The following is a 13,996-nucleotide window of genomic DNA, read 5'->3' on the forward strand; positions in this document are numbered from 1 at the left end:
CCCGGATGGTACGTTGCAGGCATGAGCACCGACGCGTCCCAGATCGCCCCAGAACCGCTCGTGATCGCCCGCCGCGAGGGCGCGATCACGCGCGTCACGCTCAACCGGCCCCGCGCGATCAACGCGCTCAACCTCGAGATGTTCGGCCTGGTCGGCGACGCGCTCGAGGCGGCGCAGCGCGACGGATCCGCGGCGATCCTGCTCGACGGGGCGGGGGAGCGCGGCTTCTGCGGCGGCGGCGACATCAAGGAGATCTCGGGCGGCGACACGATGCGGATCCTCGCGACCGAGTACCGCCTCGATCTCGCGCTCGCGGAGTCGCCCGTGCCGGTGGTGGGCCTCATGGACGGCATCACGATGGGCGGCGGCATCGGCATCGCCGGGCACGCGCGGCACCGGGTGGTGACGCAGCGCAGCCGCCTCGCTATGCCTGAGGCGCGCATCGGGATCGTGCCCGACGTGGGCGGGCACCTGCTGCTGGCGCGGGCGCCCGGCCACCTCGGCGAGCTGCTCGCGGTGACCGCCGGCGAGATGGGCCCGGGCGACGCGATCGCCCTGGGATTCGCCGATCGCTTCGTGCCCTCGGAACGGCTCGACGCGCTGGGCGAGGCGCTGGCCGGGGGCGAGGATCCCGCCGCTGCGTGCGCCCGCTTCGCCGAGGCCGCCCCGCGATCGACCGTGCTCGAGGCGCGGGAGTGGTGGGAGCCGATCGCGGAGGAAGCGCTCGGCGAGGCTCACGCGCCGGCTTCGGAGGACGCTGCGGGCGCGGCGCTGCGAGTCGTGCGCGCGCTCGAGGCGGCGGGCGAACGCGGAGGAGCCGAGGCGGCGGCCGCGGCCGCGACGGTGCGCGCGATGTGCCCCGTGTCCGTGGCGGTGACGCTCGCGCAGATCGATCGCACGCGCCGACTCGGGCTGGGGCTCCCCGAGGTGCTCGCCGACGACCTGCGCGTGCTGGGGCGCGTGGCGCCGCGACCCGACTTCGCGGAGGGCGTGCGCGCCCAGGTGATCGACAAGGATCGCAGCCCGCGCTGGTCGCCGGCCCGCATCGAGGACCTCGACCCGTCGGAGCTCGTGGAGATCCTGGCCCCCTAGCGCGGAGGCCTTCCTCAGGCCCCGCGAGTGCTCGAAACTGGCTCGAACCCGCGGCGATCGCGGCACTTCTCGACCACTCGGCGGGGCGGGGGATCGGACCGGCTCAGCACCCCGCCCGGGCCCGGCTCAGTGCGGGTCGCCGATGCAGAACTCGTTGCCGTGCGGATCGGCGAAGGTGTCCCACGAGAAGCCCTCCTCGCCGCGCCTGCCGAGATGGGCGGCGCCCGCCTCGACCCACTCGGCCACCATGCGGTCGCGGTCGACGTCGGGGCTGCGGTCGAGGTCGAGGTGCACGCGGTTCTTGCCGGGGGCGACCGTCTCGACGCGCTGGAACCCCAGCGCCACCGGAGCGTCGGGCGCGCGCACGATGCAGAACCAGCCGTCGGCGTCGTGCACGATCCGCCCGCCGAGACGCTCGGCCCACCAGGCGGCGAGGGGCCGCGGGTCCTCGGTGTCGACGGTGATCATGCCCAGCCGGATCATGGCGGCTCCGCTCGCTCGCAATGGATGTGGGGCTCCACGATACCCTGGGGGGATGCACTGGAACGCCGACGGCCCCGATCTGGTGGCCGCGGGCGACAACCTGCCGATCCTGCGCAGCCTGCCCGGCAGCGCGTTCTCGGTCGTGTACCTCGACCCGCCGTTCAACACGGGGCGGGCGCGGCAGATGGAACGGGTGCGCGGCACGCGGGTCAGCGCGGATCGCGGCGAGATCGGGCGGATCGAGCCGGCGAGCGGTGAGCGCCTGGGGTTCCGCGGGCAGGGCTACCGGGTGACGCGGGAGCGCACGCTCGCCTACGACGATCGTTTCGGCGACTACTGGGACTTCCTCGAGCCCCGCCTCGAGCAGGCCTGGCGGGTGCTGGCGCCCGACGGCACGCTCTATCTGCACCTCGACTACCGGGAGGTGCACTACGCGAAGGTGCTGCTCGACGCGCTCTTCGGCCCGGAATGCTTCATCAACGAGATCATCTGGGCCTACGATTTCGGGGCGCGCACGAAGCGCCGCTGGCCGCCGAAGCACGACAACATCCTGGTCTACGCGAAGCACCCCGATCACTACTTCTTCGACGCCGAGGCGGTGGATCGCGAGCCCTATATGGCGCCCGGGCTCGTGACGCCCGAGAAGGCCGAGCGGGGCAAGCTGCCGACCGACGTGTGGTGGCACACGATCGTCTCGCCGACGGGTCGGGAGCGCACGGGGTATCCGACGCAGAAGCCGCTCGGGGTGCTGCGCCGCATCGTGCAGGCCTCGTCGCGGCCGGGGGACTGGGTGCTGGACCCCTTCGCCGGCAGCGGCACGACGGGTGCGGCCGCGGCGGAGCTGGGGCGGCGCTTCATGCTGATCGACGAGAATCCGGAGGCGATCGAGGTGATGCGCCGGCGGTTGGCCGGGGCGGCGCCGGTCTTCAGCTGAGCCGCGGGTCGCTCTGGCTCTGGCTCTGGCTCTGGCTCTGGCTCTGGCTCTGGCTCTGGCTCTGGCTCTGGCTCTGGCCCTGGCCCTGACCGGGCTCGATTGCCCTCGAAAGGCGGGAAACGCCGCTGCCGGTGCGTCTGAAGCTGCGTTTCCCGCCTTTCGGTCGGTGCCGTGCGGGATGCTGCGAGGTCGGGGCCGAGGTAGACGTCGATGTCAAGGTCGGGCCCAGGCCCAGGCCCAGGCCCAGGGGCAGGTTCAGAGCCAGAGGCGGATCCAGAGGCAGGGGCAGAGAATGAGCGGCTTCCCCGGGAGCACCGAGAACCGGGGACCTGTGGTTCACGGGAGGCGAGGTTCGTTCAGGGTTGAGATGGACCACTCGGTGCGGATGCTGCCAGAATGGGGGCCGTGGAGAAGCACAGCGAGCTGCCCCTCGTCATCGACCGCGACGCGGGAACGCCGCTGCCCGCGCAGCTGGCCGCCGCGCTGCGAGACGCGATCGACCGCGCCACGCTGCGGCCCGGAGAGGGCGTGCCGGCGACGCGGCGGTTGGCGAGCAGCCTCGGCGTCGCACGGGGAGTGGTCGTCGCCGCCTACGAGCAGCTGATCGCCGAGGGCTACCTGCGGGCGGAGCACGGGCGCGGCACGGTGGTGAATCCCGAGCTGGCGCCGGACCCCGAACGCCTCGGCGGGGTCGCCGGGGCGACGGGCGCCGGTGCCGGTGCCGAGGATCCTCGGGCGGCCCGCGGCGCGGTCCGCTCCGCCGACTCCGGAACGACGATCGAGGGCGGGATCCGGATCGCGGAAGCGCCCGGGCCGGCCGGGCGGCCCGGGGGCGCCCGTCACGCGCCGGACGCCGATCCGGACCGCCTCGCCGACGCCGATCCGACGCCCCGACCGCCGCTCGCTCCGGGCACCCCGCTCACCGACGCCACCGAGCGTCCCGCCTGGCGCGCGGCGTGGCGCGCTGCCGTGGCGCGGGCCGACCGCCGCCCGCCCGCCCTCGGCGACCCGGCGCTGCGCCGCGAGATCGTCGAGCATCTGCGCCTCGTGCGCGGCACCGCGAGGCCCGCCCGCGACGTGATCGTGACCGCGGGCGCCCGCGAGGGCCTCGGGCTGCTGCTCACCGCGCTCGGCACGACGCGCGGGCACGGCCTCGTGGTGGGCGTGGAGGATCCCGGCTACCCCTCGCTGCGCAGCGTCGCAGCGCGCCACGGCGCCCGCATCGTCTCGCTGCCGGTCGACGCCGAAGGCCTGCGCACCGACCGGCTGCCCGAGGGGCTGCTCGATCTCGTGATCGTCACGCCGAGCCACCAGTACCCCGTCGGCGGCTCACTGCCGCTGCCGCGGCGACGCGAGCTGCTCGAGTGGGCGGGGCGCACGGGTGTGGTGATCGTCGAGGACGACTACGACTCCGAACTGCGTCACGCGGGCGGGCCGCTGCCCGCGCTCGCCGCGCTCGACGACGCCGCATCGGGTTCGGTCATGACGCTCGGCACCTTCTCGAGCACGGTGACGCCGGCGCTCGCCGCGGGCTTCCTGCTGGCGCCCCGCAATCTGCGCGCGCTGCTCGAGCCGGTGCGGCAGGACCTCGGCTCGCCCGTCTCGGCCGTTGTGCAGCTGGCGCTCGCCGACTATCTCGCCACGGGGGAGCTGCGCCGCAACATCGCCCGGGTGCGCCGCCGTCATGCCGCGCGGCGCGACCTGATCTCGGAGCGCTTCGCCGGGGCGGGGCGCGTGCGGGTGCGCCCCATGAGCGGCGGTCTGCACGCGGTGCTCGAGTTCGAGGGCGTGGGCGCGTCGCGCCGCGAGGCCGCGGTGGTGGAGGCCGCGGCGCGCGAGACCACGGCGTTCCCCGCGGGCCTCGGGGTGGCGGCCCTCGGCGCTTACTGGCAGCATCGCAGCGCCGGTCGGGCGGCGGGGGTCGTGCTCGGCATGGGCGGCCCCGACGACGCCGAGTTCGCGGCCGCGATCGATCGTCTGCGCCGCATCCTGCTGGCGGTGTGAGCCGCGCCGGTCAGCGTGCGGCGAGCCGCTGCCGCAGGGCCTCGCACAGCACGACCGCGTGGTTCGCGTGCTCGTCCCTGGCGCCGTACAGCAGTGTGAGCGGATCGTGGTCGCGGGCCAGGTCGGCGAGCCGGTCGAGCGCTTCGGAGGCGGGAGACTCGGCGAGTTCGGCGCGATAGTGGTCGGCGAACGCGGCGAAGCGTTCGGGATCGTGCCCGCGGGGGTCGCTGTGCCAGTCGTGTCGCAGCTCGGGACTCGGCGCCGCGTCCTTCTCCCAGAGGTCGAGCTCGGCGCGCTCCTTCGACACGCCGCGCGGCCAGAGGCGATCGACGAGCACGCGGTAGCCGTCGCCCGGCTCTGCGGGCTCGTAGACGCGCTTGACCCTGATGTCCACGCCTCCAGTCTGCGGGTCGGCGGGGGCGAGCGCCAGGGGGCGCGGGGCGGGCGGTGCCCCGACTCGGCGATCCCGGTTCGGCACTGGACCCCGAGGTGCGCCTCCTGCTACGATTGCCGAAACGTTACGGCACTTCGATGCTTGTGTAGCAAATACGCTCCAAAACGTTTCAACAGAGATCGATGCGGGCTCGGGCCCGCGACCAGTGAAATGAGGAACCATGACTGAAGAGTCGACCGGCTCGTTCGACGAGACCATGTGGAGCGGCCTCCTGCACGGCGGCCCCGGGGGTACCTTCATGGGCGTGCCCAGCGTCGAGCTGACGCGCGAGGCGATCACCGCCTCGGGTGCGAAGGCCGTCGTCTACGGCTTCCCGTTCGATGCGACGACCATCAGCCGCAGCGGCGCCAACTACGGACCGCGCGCGATCCGCGAGACCTCGGTGCAGTACACGAACTTCCAGGCGACGTTCGACTTCGACCTGTTCGCGCACCTGCCGCTCGTCGACGGCGGCGACTGCAAGGTGGCGCTGGGCAACACCCCCAAGACCTTCGAGCGGGTCGAGGCCGACATCGCCGAGATCGTGGCCGCCGGTGCGATCCCGGTGGTCTTCGGCGGCGATCACTCCGTGAGCATCCCCGTGGGCAAGGCCGCGAAGAAGCCGGGCACGAACCCCGGCTGGGTGCAGCTCGACACCCACCTCGACGCCGCGCCGCACGTCGGCGGCGAGGAGCTGAACCACTGCTGCACCATCACCCGCGCCGTCGACAACGGGTACGACCCCTCGAAGATCGTGCTCGTCGGCATCAGCGGCTGGATGAACCCCAAGACCGAGCTGAAGTACTGCCGGGATCACGGCATCCGAGTGATCTGGCTCGAGGACATCTGGCAGAAGGGCACACTCTGGGCGGTCGAGCAGATCCTCGAGCGCGTCGGCGAGGAGGGCTTCTACCTCACCTTCGACGTCGACGCCCTCGACGCCGCCTTCGCGCCGGGCACCTGCGCGCCCACCCCGGGCGGCATGACGATCCGCGAGGCCTTCGAGATCATCCGCGGCATCGCACCCGCGGGCCTCATCGGGCTCGACATCGCCGAGCCCGCGCCGTCGCTCGACCACTCCACGCGCACGCAGCTGATCGCGGGCCGCATCGCGCTCGAGGCGCTCGCCTTCCACGCGGGATCGCCGAACACGCCGGTCTACGTCGGCTGAACGGCGAGGAGCCGGGGGCGGGTCGGGTCGCGAGCCCCGACCCGCCCCTGCGCGTTCGGGCGCGCTCGAGCGGGCGCCCGCCCGGGTGAGCGTGCTGAAGCAGGCGCCGCTCCGGACCCCGGCGCATGCGGCCGAGCGCCGGGGCCCGGGCCGCGGGCCGAGGGGCGTCGCCGAAGCGCCGCGGGTCGCGGGAGCCCCGCGGCCTCCCTAGGCCTCGTAGAGCTCGGGGCGCCGCTGCGCGAGCATCGCGGTGGCGCCGCTGCCCCCGGCGCCCAGTTCGAGCGTCGCGGTCAGTTCGCCGCGCGTCTCGGTGTCGAGCTCGGCGAGCGTCGTGCCGTCGGGTGCGACGATGCGGCTCGAGCCGCAGAAGTCGTGGCCCGACTCGCTGCCGACCCGGTTCGCGTAGGCCACCGGCACCCGGTTCTCGAGCGCTCGGGCCGTGACCGCGGTGCGGTGATCGAGCTCGTACGGGTGCATGTTCGCCGACCCCGCCACGAGCAGCTCGGCGCCCCGCAGCGCGAGGGTGCGGCCGACCTCGGGGAACTCGATCTCGAAGCAGTTGACCACGCCCACTCGCGCGCCGCAGAGCGTGACGGGGGTGAGGGCGTCGCCCGTGCGGAACACCTCGCGCTCGTCGCCGAACAGGTGCGTCTTGCGGATCGCCGGCAGCACGCGGCCGTCCCGATCGATCGCGAGGTACGCGTCGAAGTAGTCGTCGTCGTCGGCGGTCTCGACGAAGCCGACGAGCAGTGCCGTGCCGGCCTCGCGGCACGCGGCTCCGAGATCGGCGATCCGCGGGTCGTCGACGGAGAGGGCGAGCTCGGAGAGCCGCTCGGTCTGATAGCCGGTGAGGAACAGTTCGGGGAAGACGACGAGGTCGGCCTCGCTCTGCGCGAGCGCCGCGCGCACGCGGGCGAGGTTGCCTGCGACGTCGCGGGGGAGTGGTGCGTCCTGGATGACGGTGAGGCGGAGGTTCGAGGTGCTCATGGTGCTCACATTCTCGCATGATCGGGATGTTGCGGCTCAATTCGATGCCAAATCGTTTCGATTCTATATTTCCCTGTGATTAAAAGAGCAATTAGCCACTTGTTAAAACGTTTCGGCTCAGGTAGCGTGGGCCGCGGATGATCCGGACCGCGCCCTCAGCGCGCGGCCCGGCGCTCCCGGCGGAGGCGCCGATGATCGTCGCACTCCGTCGCCGTATCTCGAACCAAGGGAGTTTCCATGACCACGGCGCCGACGGTGATGAAGAGAGAATTCACCATGTTTTCCGCGCTCTCAGTCGCATTCGCGTTCGTCTCTCCGATCGTCGCGCTGTACAGCGTGCTCGGGCTCGGGCTCACCACCTCGGGTCCGGCCTTCATCTGGGGCGGCATGATCCTCTACCTGGGTCAGTTCATCGTCGTGCTCACCCTCGGGGTGCTCGCGTCGAAGTGGGCAGACTCGGGCGGCATCTATCAGTGGTCGCGCCGCCTGCTCGGCCACCGCTACGGCTGGTTCGCCTCGTGGACCTACATCTGGACGCTGCTCATCACGCTGCCCGCGGTCGCGTACGCGGGCGCCGTGCTGATCCCGCCCATCTTCGACGTGCCTGCCGCCGATCACGGCGTGGTGACCTGGCTCGCCGTCGGGATCCTCGCGTTCAGCACGATCGTGAACCTCGCCGGGCGCGTGTTCATCAAGATCCTCATGGTCGGCGTGATCGTCGCCGAGGCCGTGGGCTCGGTCGGCGTCGCGGTCTGGCTGCTGTTCTTCGAACGGCACCAGGGTCTCGACTACCTCTCGCCCGACTCGCTCGGCGACTACAGCGGCGCCTTCTTCTCGGCACCGCTCGTCATGGCGATCGCCTTCTCGAGCTACTTCGCGATCGGCTTCGAGAGCGCGAGCTCCATCGCCGAAGAGGTGCGGCGCCCCAAGAAGGCCGTGCCGCGGGCCATGGTCGTGTCCTTCTTCGCGATCATGATCATCGTGCTGCTGAGCACCCTCGCCTTCACGCTCGCCGTGCCGAGCGACGCGTTCCTGCAGGATCCCGAGAACGCGGCCGACCCCGCCGTCGCGATCATGGCCGCCACCTTCCCCGAGCCGGTGTTCCGCGGCATCCTCGCCCTGTTCGTGATCGCGTTCGCGGCGAGCCTCATGACGATCCAGATCACCGTGTCGCGCATCGTGTGGGCCACGGGCCGCAACGGCGAGCTGCCGTTCGCGAGGTTCCTCACCAAGCTGTCCGGCGCGACCGGCCTGCCCCGCCGCGCGGTCATCGTCACCGCCGTGATTGCGGTGCTGCTGTTCATCCCGTTCCAGAGCGAGGGGATCCAGATGGCCCTCATCTCGTTCTCGTCGGTGGGCTTCTTCATCTCCTTCCTTTTCCCGGTGCTCGGCATGGCGATCGCGCGCTTCACCGGGCGGTGGAGCGACGACCCGAAGCTCTTCCTGGGCCGTGCCGGCCAGATCGTCAGCTGGCTCGCGCTCGTGTGGCTGCTGTTCCAGATCGCGAACGTCGCCTGGCCGCGCGAGACCGGGGCCGGGTGGGCGAGCGACTGGTCGACGATCATCGGCGTCGCCGCGGTGGGCGTGCTCGGTGTGATCGTCGAGGCCTGGGTGCATCGCAAGCGCGTGCACGCCGCGACGACCGGATCGACGATGGTGATCGTCGAGCGCGACGAGTCCGATGACGACGAGGACGACGACGAGGCGGCTCCCGCAGCCGGCGCGGCGGCGGTGCTGCTCGAGGAGCCCGCGGGGAGCGACCGGTCCTGAACCGGGCGGTGCCGCGGGCCGAAGGGCCGCGCGGCACCGCGTGCGAGGCGGATCCGGATCGGCCTCCAGCCCGGGAGGTCGCGCCCCCAGGCGCGCCTCCCGGAACGAGCTCTCAGTCGGCGAGCGTCGACTCCCGCACGTTCAGCGACGTCGGCACGAGCTCACGCCGGCGCTCGGCCGTGCCGTCGAGCGAGTCGATCAGCAGGTCGACGGCGATCTCGCCGAGCCGCACCGGGTGCAGGTCGAGCGCGGTGATCGGCCGCTGCAGGCCGTAGTCGAGGTAGCGGCTGTCGGTGAGGCTGAGCACCTGCAACTCGCCCGGGATGTCGAGGCCGAGCGTGTGCGCGCTGCGCTCGGTCGCGTGGGCGAGCGTGTCGAGGGTGGTGAGCACCGAGTCGAAGCGCCGATCCGGCGCCGCGAGCGCGGCCTGGATCACGGGCTCGGCCTCATCGACGCGGGGCCCCGGGGAACGGATGATGATCGGCTCGATGCCCGTCGTCGAGCACCAGTCGAGGTAGGCGGAGAGCTCGTCGCGCACGTACGAGGAGCTGGTCTCGCTGAGGAACAGCGCCGGCTTCGCGCCCCGCGTCGCCGCGAGGTGCGCGAGCGCCGTCGTGGTGCCGATGGCGAAGTCGTTGTCGACCCAGCTCAGGTCGTCGGAGTTGCGGCCGATGGTCACGCAGGCGATGCCCGCGCCCGCCGCGGCGGCGAGCAGCGGGTCGTTCTGGCTCGGATCGACCACGATGAGGCCGTCGGCCGCCGAGAAGAACGTGCGCGACGACTCGTGGGACGGCAGCATCGAGAGCAGGAAGCCGCGCTGGAACGCCTGCGCGCTCGCGCCGCTCAGCACGCGGAAGTAGTACTCGACGTCCCACTCGGGCTGCCCGGGCTTCGTCGACTGCGCCGCCATCGGCGACACGGTGAGCACGAGCGAGCCGGTGCGACCGGCGTTGAGGTTCTTCGCGATGCGGTTGACGGTGTAGCCGAGGCGCGCCGCCGTGTCGATGACGTTCTGCCTCGTGGCCGGGGCGACGCGACCCTTGCCGTTCAGCGCCTCGGAGGCCGTGGCGACCGAGACGCCGGCCTCGGCCGCCACGTCCTTGATGGTGATCCTGCGCGGTTTCACGGTGCCTCGTTTCACTGGGGGATCGCGGGGACGACGTTCGGGGCGCCGGGCACGACGATGCGGGCGGCCAGGTCGAGCAGCTGCGGGCGCCGAGCGGGCGGCAGCATGGCCCGGCCCTCGGCGAAGAGCTCTGCGATGCGCGCTCGGGCCGCGGCGGTCACCTCGGGCGCACCGGCCGCGGCGGCGAGCCGGTCGGCGGGCAGGGCGGTCGGCTCGGCGGGAGCCGTCGACGGGGCCGCCCCGGGTGCGCACGTCGGATCGGTCGCACCGGCCCGGGTCTCGCCCGCGAGCCGGCGGGAGGCGAGCCAGAGGGGGAGCGTCGGGATGCCGTTGCGCAGATCGGCTCCGTGATCCTTGCCGAGCTCGGCCGCGTCGCCGTGCACGTCGAGCAGGTCGTCGGCGACCTGGAACGCGAGCCCCAGGCGTTCGCCCGCGGCGGCGAGAGCGGCGGCGTCGGGCTCGTCGCCCCCGGTCGCGCCCGCGGCGGCCCCGCCGAGCTCGAATGCGGCGCCGAACAGCGCCCCGGTCTTCAGCGCGGCGTAGCGCTCCAGCAGGGGCGGCGCGTTGTCGCCCCACCCGAGTGCCGGCTCGAGCAGCTGGCCGGTGCTCAGGGCCCGCAGCGCCCGCGCGAGGGGCGCGCTCGCCCGGTGGCCGAACGGGGCCGCGATCTCCTGCGCGATCCCGAGCAGCAGGTCCCCGACGAGGATCGCGGTGTCGTCGCCCGACACGACGTGCAGCGCTGCGGCGCCGCGCCGCATGCTCGAGCCGTCGATGATGTCGTCGTGCACGAGCGACGCGGTGTGCAGCAGTTCGACCGCGGCGGCGGCCGCGGTGAGGAACCCCGGGTCGGGATCTCCGTAGGCGTGGGCGACCGTGATCAGCGCCTGCGCGCGCAAGTGCTTGCCGCCCGAGAGCGCCTCCGCCTGCTCGGGCGGCACGGTGCCCTCCGGCAGCGCGGCGAGATGCGTCTCGAGCAGGCTGCGCAGTCGCGAGACCGCGGCGTCGACGGCTGCGGCGATAACCGCCTCGGCCTGCCGCGGGATCTCCGGAGCCGGGCGCGGGCCGGGATCGGACGAGGCGGTCATGCGGCTCCTTCGGATCGGGGTGTGCCGTACGCCTCCAGGGTAGGTCTCGGAGCCCCCGCTGCCAAATCGGTTCGGCATGAGGTGCGGTGCCCGGGGCGACCCGGGCGAGCCGCCGCGCCGCGCCCGCGCACGCGACCGCAGGCTATCCTGAGTGGCGTGAGCGTCGACGACCTATCGCCCAGCATGCAGAACTACCTCAAGGTGATTTGGGGGCTGCAGGAGTGGTTGGACGCACCCGTCTCGAACTCCGCGATCGCGGAGGCGGCGGGGGTGCGCCTCTCCACCGTCTCCGACGCGCTGCGCAAGCTCTCCGACCAGCAGCTCATCGGCCACGTGCGCTACGGCACGGTCACCCTGACCGAACTCGGCCGCGAGCACGCGGTCTCGATGATCCGCCGGCACCGGCTGCTCGAGACGTTCCTCGTGCAGGCGCTCGGCTACGAGTGGGACGAGGTGCACGAGGAGGCCGACCGGCTCGAGCACGCCGTCTCCGACGAGCTGATCGACCGCGTCGATCGGGTGCTCGGATACCCGACGCGCGACCCCCACGGCGACCCGATCCCGAGCGCGGACGGGCTCGTGCAGCGGCCCGACGCGGTGATCCTCTCGACCGCGCCCGCCCCGTGCCGGGCGCGCGTCGAGCGCATCTCCGACGCCGACAACGAGATGCTGCAGTACTTCGCGAGCCGCGGCCTCGTGGTCGACGCCGAGCTCGAGGTGCTGCCCGGCGAGCCCTACTCCGAGACGGTGACGGTGCGCGTCGGCGGCGCCGAGGCGCCCGTCAGCCTCGGCCCGGCCGCCGCGGCGTCGATGTGGGTGTCGGTGACGGCTCCGTAGCGCGCCCCGGGTCGGGCGCCGACGAAGCACCCGGATCCGGATCCGGATCCGGATCGCCGTCCTGCCCGGGCTCCTTCGCGAACTTCAGGCCGATCACGCAGCCGATGATCCCCGCGAGGAAGAGGAGCTTCGGCGCCGACGGGCTCTCGGTGCCGAGCAGGAACGAGGCCCCCACGGTGAGCGCGGCCCCGAGGCCCGTCCAGATCGCGTAGGCGACGCTCACGGGCAGTCCTCGCATCGCGTATCCCAGGCCGAACATGCTGATCGGATTCGCGATGAAGAACACGACGCTCGGCGCCGGCACGGTGAAGCCGTGCGACTCCTTCAGCGCGATCGCCCACACGGCCTCGAGCGCGGCGCTCGCCACCAGCACCACCCAGTGGCGCGTCGAGGCGGTCTTCGTCTCCGCGGCCTCGCGCAGCGGCCTGCGCCCCACGATCAGCTCACCGCCTTCAGGCCGACCACGCAGGCGATCAGCCCGAGCAGCAGCACGACCCGCAGCACCGTGGCGCGATCCTTGCGCGTGATCATCGCCCACGCCGCGGTGAGCACGGCCCCGATCCCCACCCAGACCGCGTACGCGGTGCCGACGGGGATCTCGCGCATGGCCCAGGCGAGGCCGGCCATGCTCGCCACGTACGAGACGACGAAGAGGGCGCTCGGCCAGAGCCGCTTGAACCCCTTGGAGGCGTCGAGGGCGGTCGCCCAGACGGCCTCGAGCATTCCGCTCAGCACGAGCAGTATCCACGCGAGTGACATGACGCAGCTTCTCCCTGGCCGTCGTCGATGTTGCGGGTACAGCTCCCTCGTCCGCGCCCCTGGTGAGGGGCCGTATCCAGTGTCGCACATCCGGCCCCGTTTCGACCGGCCGACCGCGGCGACCGGAGCGGGGCGGGCGAACCGCGCGGGGACGGCCGAAAGCGGGCGTGACGCGGGCCCGATATACGCGATAATGGGAGAGGCCCGTGTGGGCTCTCGGAAGGAGCGCGGTGTTCGGCTGGTCGAAGAAACGCAAGCGCGGCGGTGCGCGCCCACCGCGACGCCTGCCGAGACGGGTGCTCGCACCGGTCGAGGAGATCGTCGAGCAGGGGCTGCTCGTCGCTGACGTCGCCGTGCGCATGACGGTCAAGAACGAGATCATCATGAACGCCCTCAAGCGCCACGCCGACTACGACGAGGCTCAGATCCGCGAGATGGTGCGGCAGGCGACCGCCGACCTCGCGAAGGAGCGCGAGCGCGACGCCCTGCACATCGCGCGCATGCGCAACGAGATCCGCGACACCGGGCGCAGTTCGTGGAGCGAGTCCGACTACGGCAACGACGACAACCGCACCCTGCGCCATCGCCAGGAGGTCTACGAGAGAGTCGCCGAAGAGCTCGAGTCGCGCGCGAGCGACGACGCCTACCTCTCCGAGACCGCCGAGCGGGCCCGCGCGATGGCCTGGCACGAGATCGGCGACTCCCTGAAGGAGCGCGCCACGCATCCCTACTACAGCGGCGGCGCCAGCGAGGAGTACCGGGAAGCCCGCGAGGGGCGCATCCAGCAGCTCATCGAGAAAGACCTCACCGCGCTCGTGCAGCAGCAGAGCAAGCCCAGCCGGCTGCGCAGGAAGCGCAAGGTCGACGAGTAGGGGCGGGATGGGGCGCAGAAGCGTCCCCGGGCTCTGCCGACTCTTCGGCGGGCGCCGCTCAGATCAGCGCTCGCGAAGCTCGGGGTGCCGCGAGAGATAGCCCTCGATGAACCAGCAGGAGGTCTGCAGATCCCGGTGCCCGATCGCGTCGCCCGTGAGGGCGTGGTGGGCGAGCAGCGCTGCGAGGCCGGTGCCCCGCAGCTCCGGCAGCACCACGGTGTGATCGAAGTCGATCGTGTGCTCGCCCACGAACGAGTAGTGCGCCTCGCCCACGAGCCGGCCCTCGTCGTCATCGCCCTGATAGATCGCGTACCGCTGCTCACCGGGCTCGTGCACGATGCGGAATCCGTCGGCGGCCGCCTGTTGCTCGTCCAAGTATCTAGCCATGGCACCACACTACGCGGAGCGCCACCCGGTCGGGAGGGGTTGACAGGGGCTCGAAA

Annotated in this window: 15 protein-coding genes; 7 read left to right on the forward strand and 8 right to left on the reverse strand. The window is 72.4% G+C overall.

Annotated elements, in window-relative coordinates:
- Positions 1-21: 21 nt before the first annotated feature.
- Positions 22-1,092, forward strand: coding sequence for an enoyl-CoA hydratase/isomerase family protein (locus tag Leucomu_RS06020; RefSeq protein ID WP_128386660.1), 1,071 nt, complete (start codon positions 22-24; stop codon positions 1,090-1,092).
- Positions 1,093-1,218: 126 nt separating this feature from the next.
- Here Leucomu_RS06020 and Leucomu_RS06025 read toward each other — a convergent pair whose 3' ends face one another.
- A complete protein-coding gene (locus Leucomu_RS06025) occupies positions 1,219-1,575 on the reverse strand; it encodes a VOC family protein (RefSeq protein ID WP_128386661.1) in 357 nt (118 codons plus the stop codon).
- A 52-nt stretch (positions 1,576-1,627) separates the two neighbouring features.
- On the opposite strand from Leucomu_RS06025, the gene Leucomu_RS06030 reads away from it, so the two are divergent.
- Together Leucomu_RS06030 and pdxR are read left to right on the forward strand one after the other, a co-directional pair.
- A complete protein-coding gene (locus tag Leucomu_RS06030) occupies positions 1,628-2,509 on the forward strand; it encodes a DNA-methyltransferase (protein WP_017884822.1) in 882 nt (293 codons plus the stop codon).
- Positions 2,510-2,905: 396 nt separating this feature from the next.
- Positions 2,906-4,513, forward strand: a complete 1,608-nt coding sequence (pdxR, locus tag Leucomu_RS06040) for a MocR-like pyridoxine biosynthesis transcription factor PdxR (protein ID WP_228407304.1) — start codon at positions 2,906-2,908, stop codon at positions 4,511-4,513.
- 10 nt (positions 4,514-4,523) lie between these two features.
- Here pdxR and Leucomu_RS06045 read toward each other — a convergent pair whose 3' ends face one another.
- Positions 4,524-4,907 carry a DUF488 domain-containing protein gene (locus tag Leucomu_RS06045; protein WP_128386663.1) on the reverse strand — a complete coding sequence of 128 codons (384 nt, stop codon included), beginning with the start codon at positions 4,905-4,907 and terminating at the stop codon, positions 4,524-4,526.
- A gap of 220 nt (positions 4,908-5,127) precedes the next feature.
- Here Leucomu_RS06045 and speB point away from each other — a divergent pair, with 220 nt between their 5' ends.
- Positions 5,128-6,117 carry an agmatinase gene (speB, locus tag Leucomu_RS06050; RefSeq protein ID WP_128386664.1) on the forward strand — a complete coding sequence of 330 codons (990 nt, stop codon included), beginning with the start codon at positions 5,128-5,130 and terminating at the stop codon, positions 6,115-6,117.
- A gap of 207 nt (positions 6,118-6,324) precedes the next feature.
- Here speB and Leucomu_RS06055 read toward each other — a convergent pair whose 3' ends face one another.
- On the reverse strand, positions 6,325-7,104 hold the full coding sequence (locus tag Leucomu_RS06055; RefSeq protein ID WP_128386665.1) for a nitrilase-related carbon-nitrogen hydrolase: 780 nt from the start codon (positions 7,102-7,104) through the stop codon (positions 6,325-6,327).
- Between the two features lie 276 nt (positions 7,105-7,380).
- On the opposite strand from Leucomu_RS06055, the gene Leucomu_RS06060 reads away from it, so the two are divergent.
- Positions 7,381-8,874: an APC family permease gene (locus tag Leucomu_RS06060; RefSeq protein WP_228407305.1), complete on the forward strand. Its 1,494-nt coding sequence runs from the start codon at positions 7,381-7,383 to the stop codon at positions 8,872-8,874.
- A 112-nt stretch (positions 8,875-8,986) separates the two neighbouring features.
- Here the strand turns inward: Leucomu_RS06060 and Leucomu_RS06065 are convergent, their stop codons facing one another.
- Together Leucomu_RS06065 and Leucomu_RS06070 are read right to left on the reverse strand one after the other, a co-directional pair.
- A complete protein-coding gene (locus Leucomu_RS06065) occupies positions 8,987-10,000 on the reverse strand; it encodes a LacI family DNA-binding transcriptional regulator (protein WP_164884518.1) in 1,014 nt (337 codons plus the stop codon).
- An 11-nt stretch (positions 10,001-10,011) separates the two neighbouring features.
- On the reverse strand, positions 10,012-11,085 hold the full coding sequence (locus Leucomu_RS06070) for a polyprenyl synthetase family protein (protein WP_164884519.1): 1,074 nt from the start codon (positions 11,083-11,085) through the stop codon (positions 10,012-10,014).
- 156 nt (positions 11,086-11,241) lie between these two features.
- Here Leucomu_RS06070 and Leucomu_RS06075 point away from each other — a divergent pair, with 156 nt between their 5' ends.
- On the forward strand, positions 11,242-11,922 hold the full coding sequence (locus Leucomu_RS06075; protein WP_128386668.1) for a metal-dependent transcriptional regulator: 681 nt from the start codon (positions 11,242-11,244) through the stop codon (positions 11,920-11,922).
- Here the strand turns inward: Leucomu_RS06075 and Leucomu_RS06080 are convergent.
- Entirely contained in the window at positions 11,867-12,358 is a 492-nt protein-coding gene (locus Leucomu_RS06080) for a DMT family transporter (RefSeq protein WP_128386669.1), read from the reverse strand. The two genes, Leucomu_RS06075 and Leucomu_RS06080, sit on opposite strands and share 56 nt — an antisense overlap.
- A gap of 2 nt (positions 12,359-12,360) precedes the next feature.
- The gene (locus Leucomu_RS06085) at positions 12,361-12,681 is read right to left on the reverse strand and encodes a DMT family transporter (protein WP_017884832.1); all 321 of its coding nucleotides are present in this window, start codon (positions 12,679-12,681) and stop codon (positions 12,361-12,363) included.
- Between the two features lie 230 nt (positions 12,682-12,911).
- On the opposite strand from Leucomu_RS06085, the gene Leucomu_RS06090 reads away from it, so the two are divergent.
- On the forward strand, positions 12,912-13,553 hold the full coding sequence (locus Leucomu_RS06090) for an asparagine synthase (protein ID WP_128386670.1): 642 nt from the start codon (positions 12,912-12,914) through the stop codon (positions 13,551-13,553).
- A 63-nt stretch (positions 13,554-13,616) separates the two neighbouring features.
- Here the strand turns inward: Leucomu_RS06090 and Leucomu_RS06095 are convergent, their stop codons facing one another.
- Entirely contained in the window at positions 13,617-13,940 is a 324-nt protein-coding gene (locus Leucomu_RS06095) for a GNAT family N-acetyltransferase (protein ID WP_031290193.1), read from the reverse strand.
- Between the last annotated feature and the right edge of the window lie 56 nt (positions 13,941-13,996).

The organism is Leucobacter muris, from assembly GCF_004028235.1.
In the GTDB taxonomy this organism is placed as follows: domain Bacteria; phylum Actinomycetota; class Actinomycetes; order Actinomycetales; family Microbacteriaceae; genus Leucobacter; species Leucobacter muris.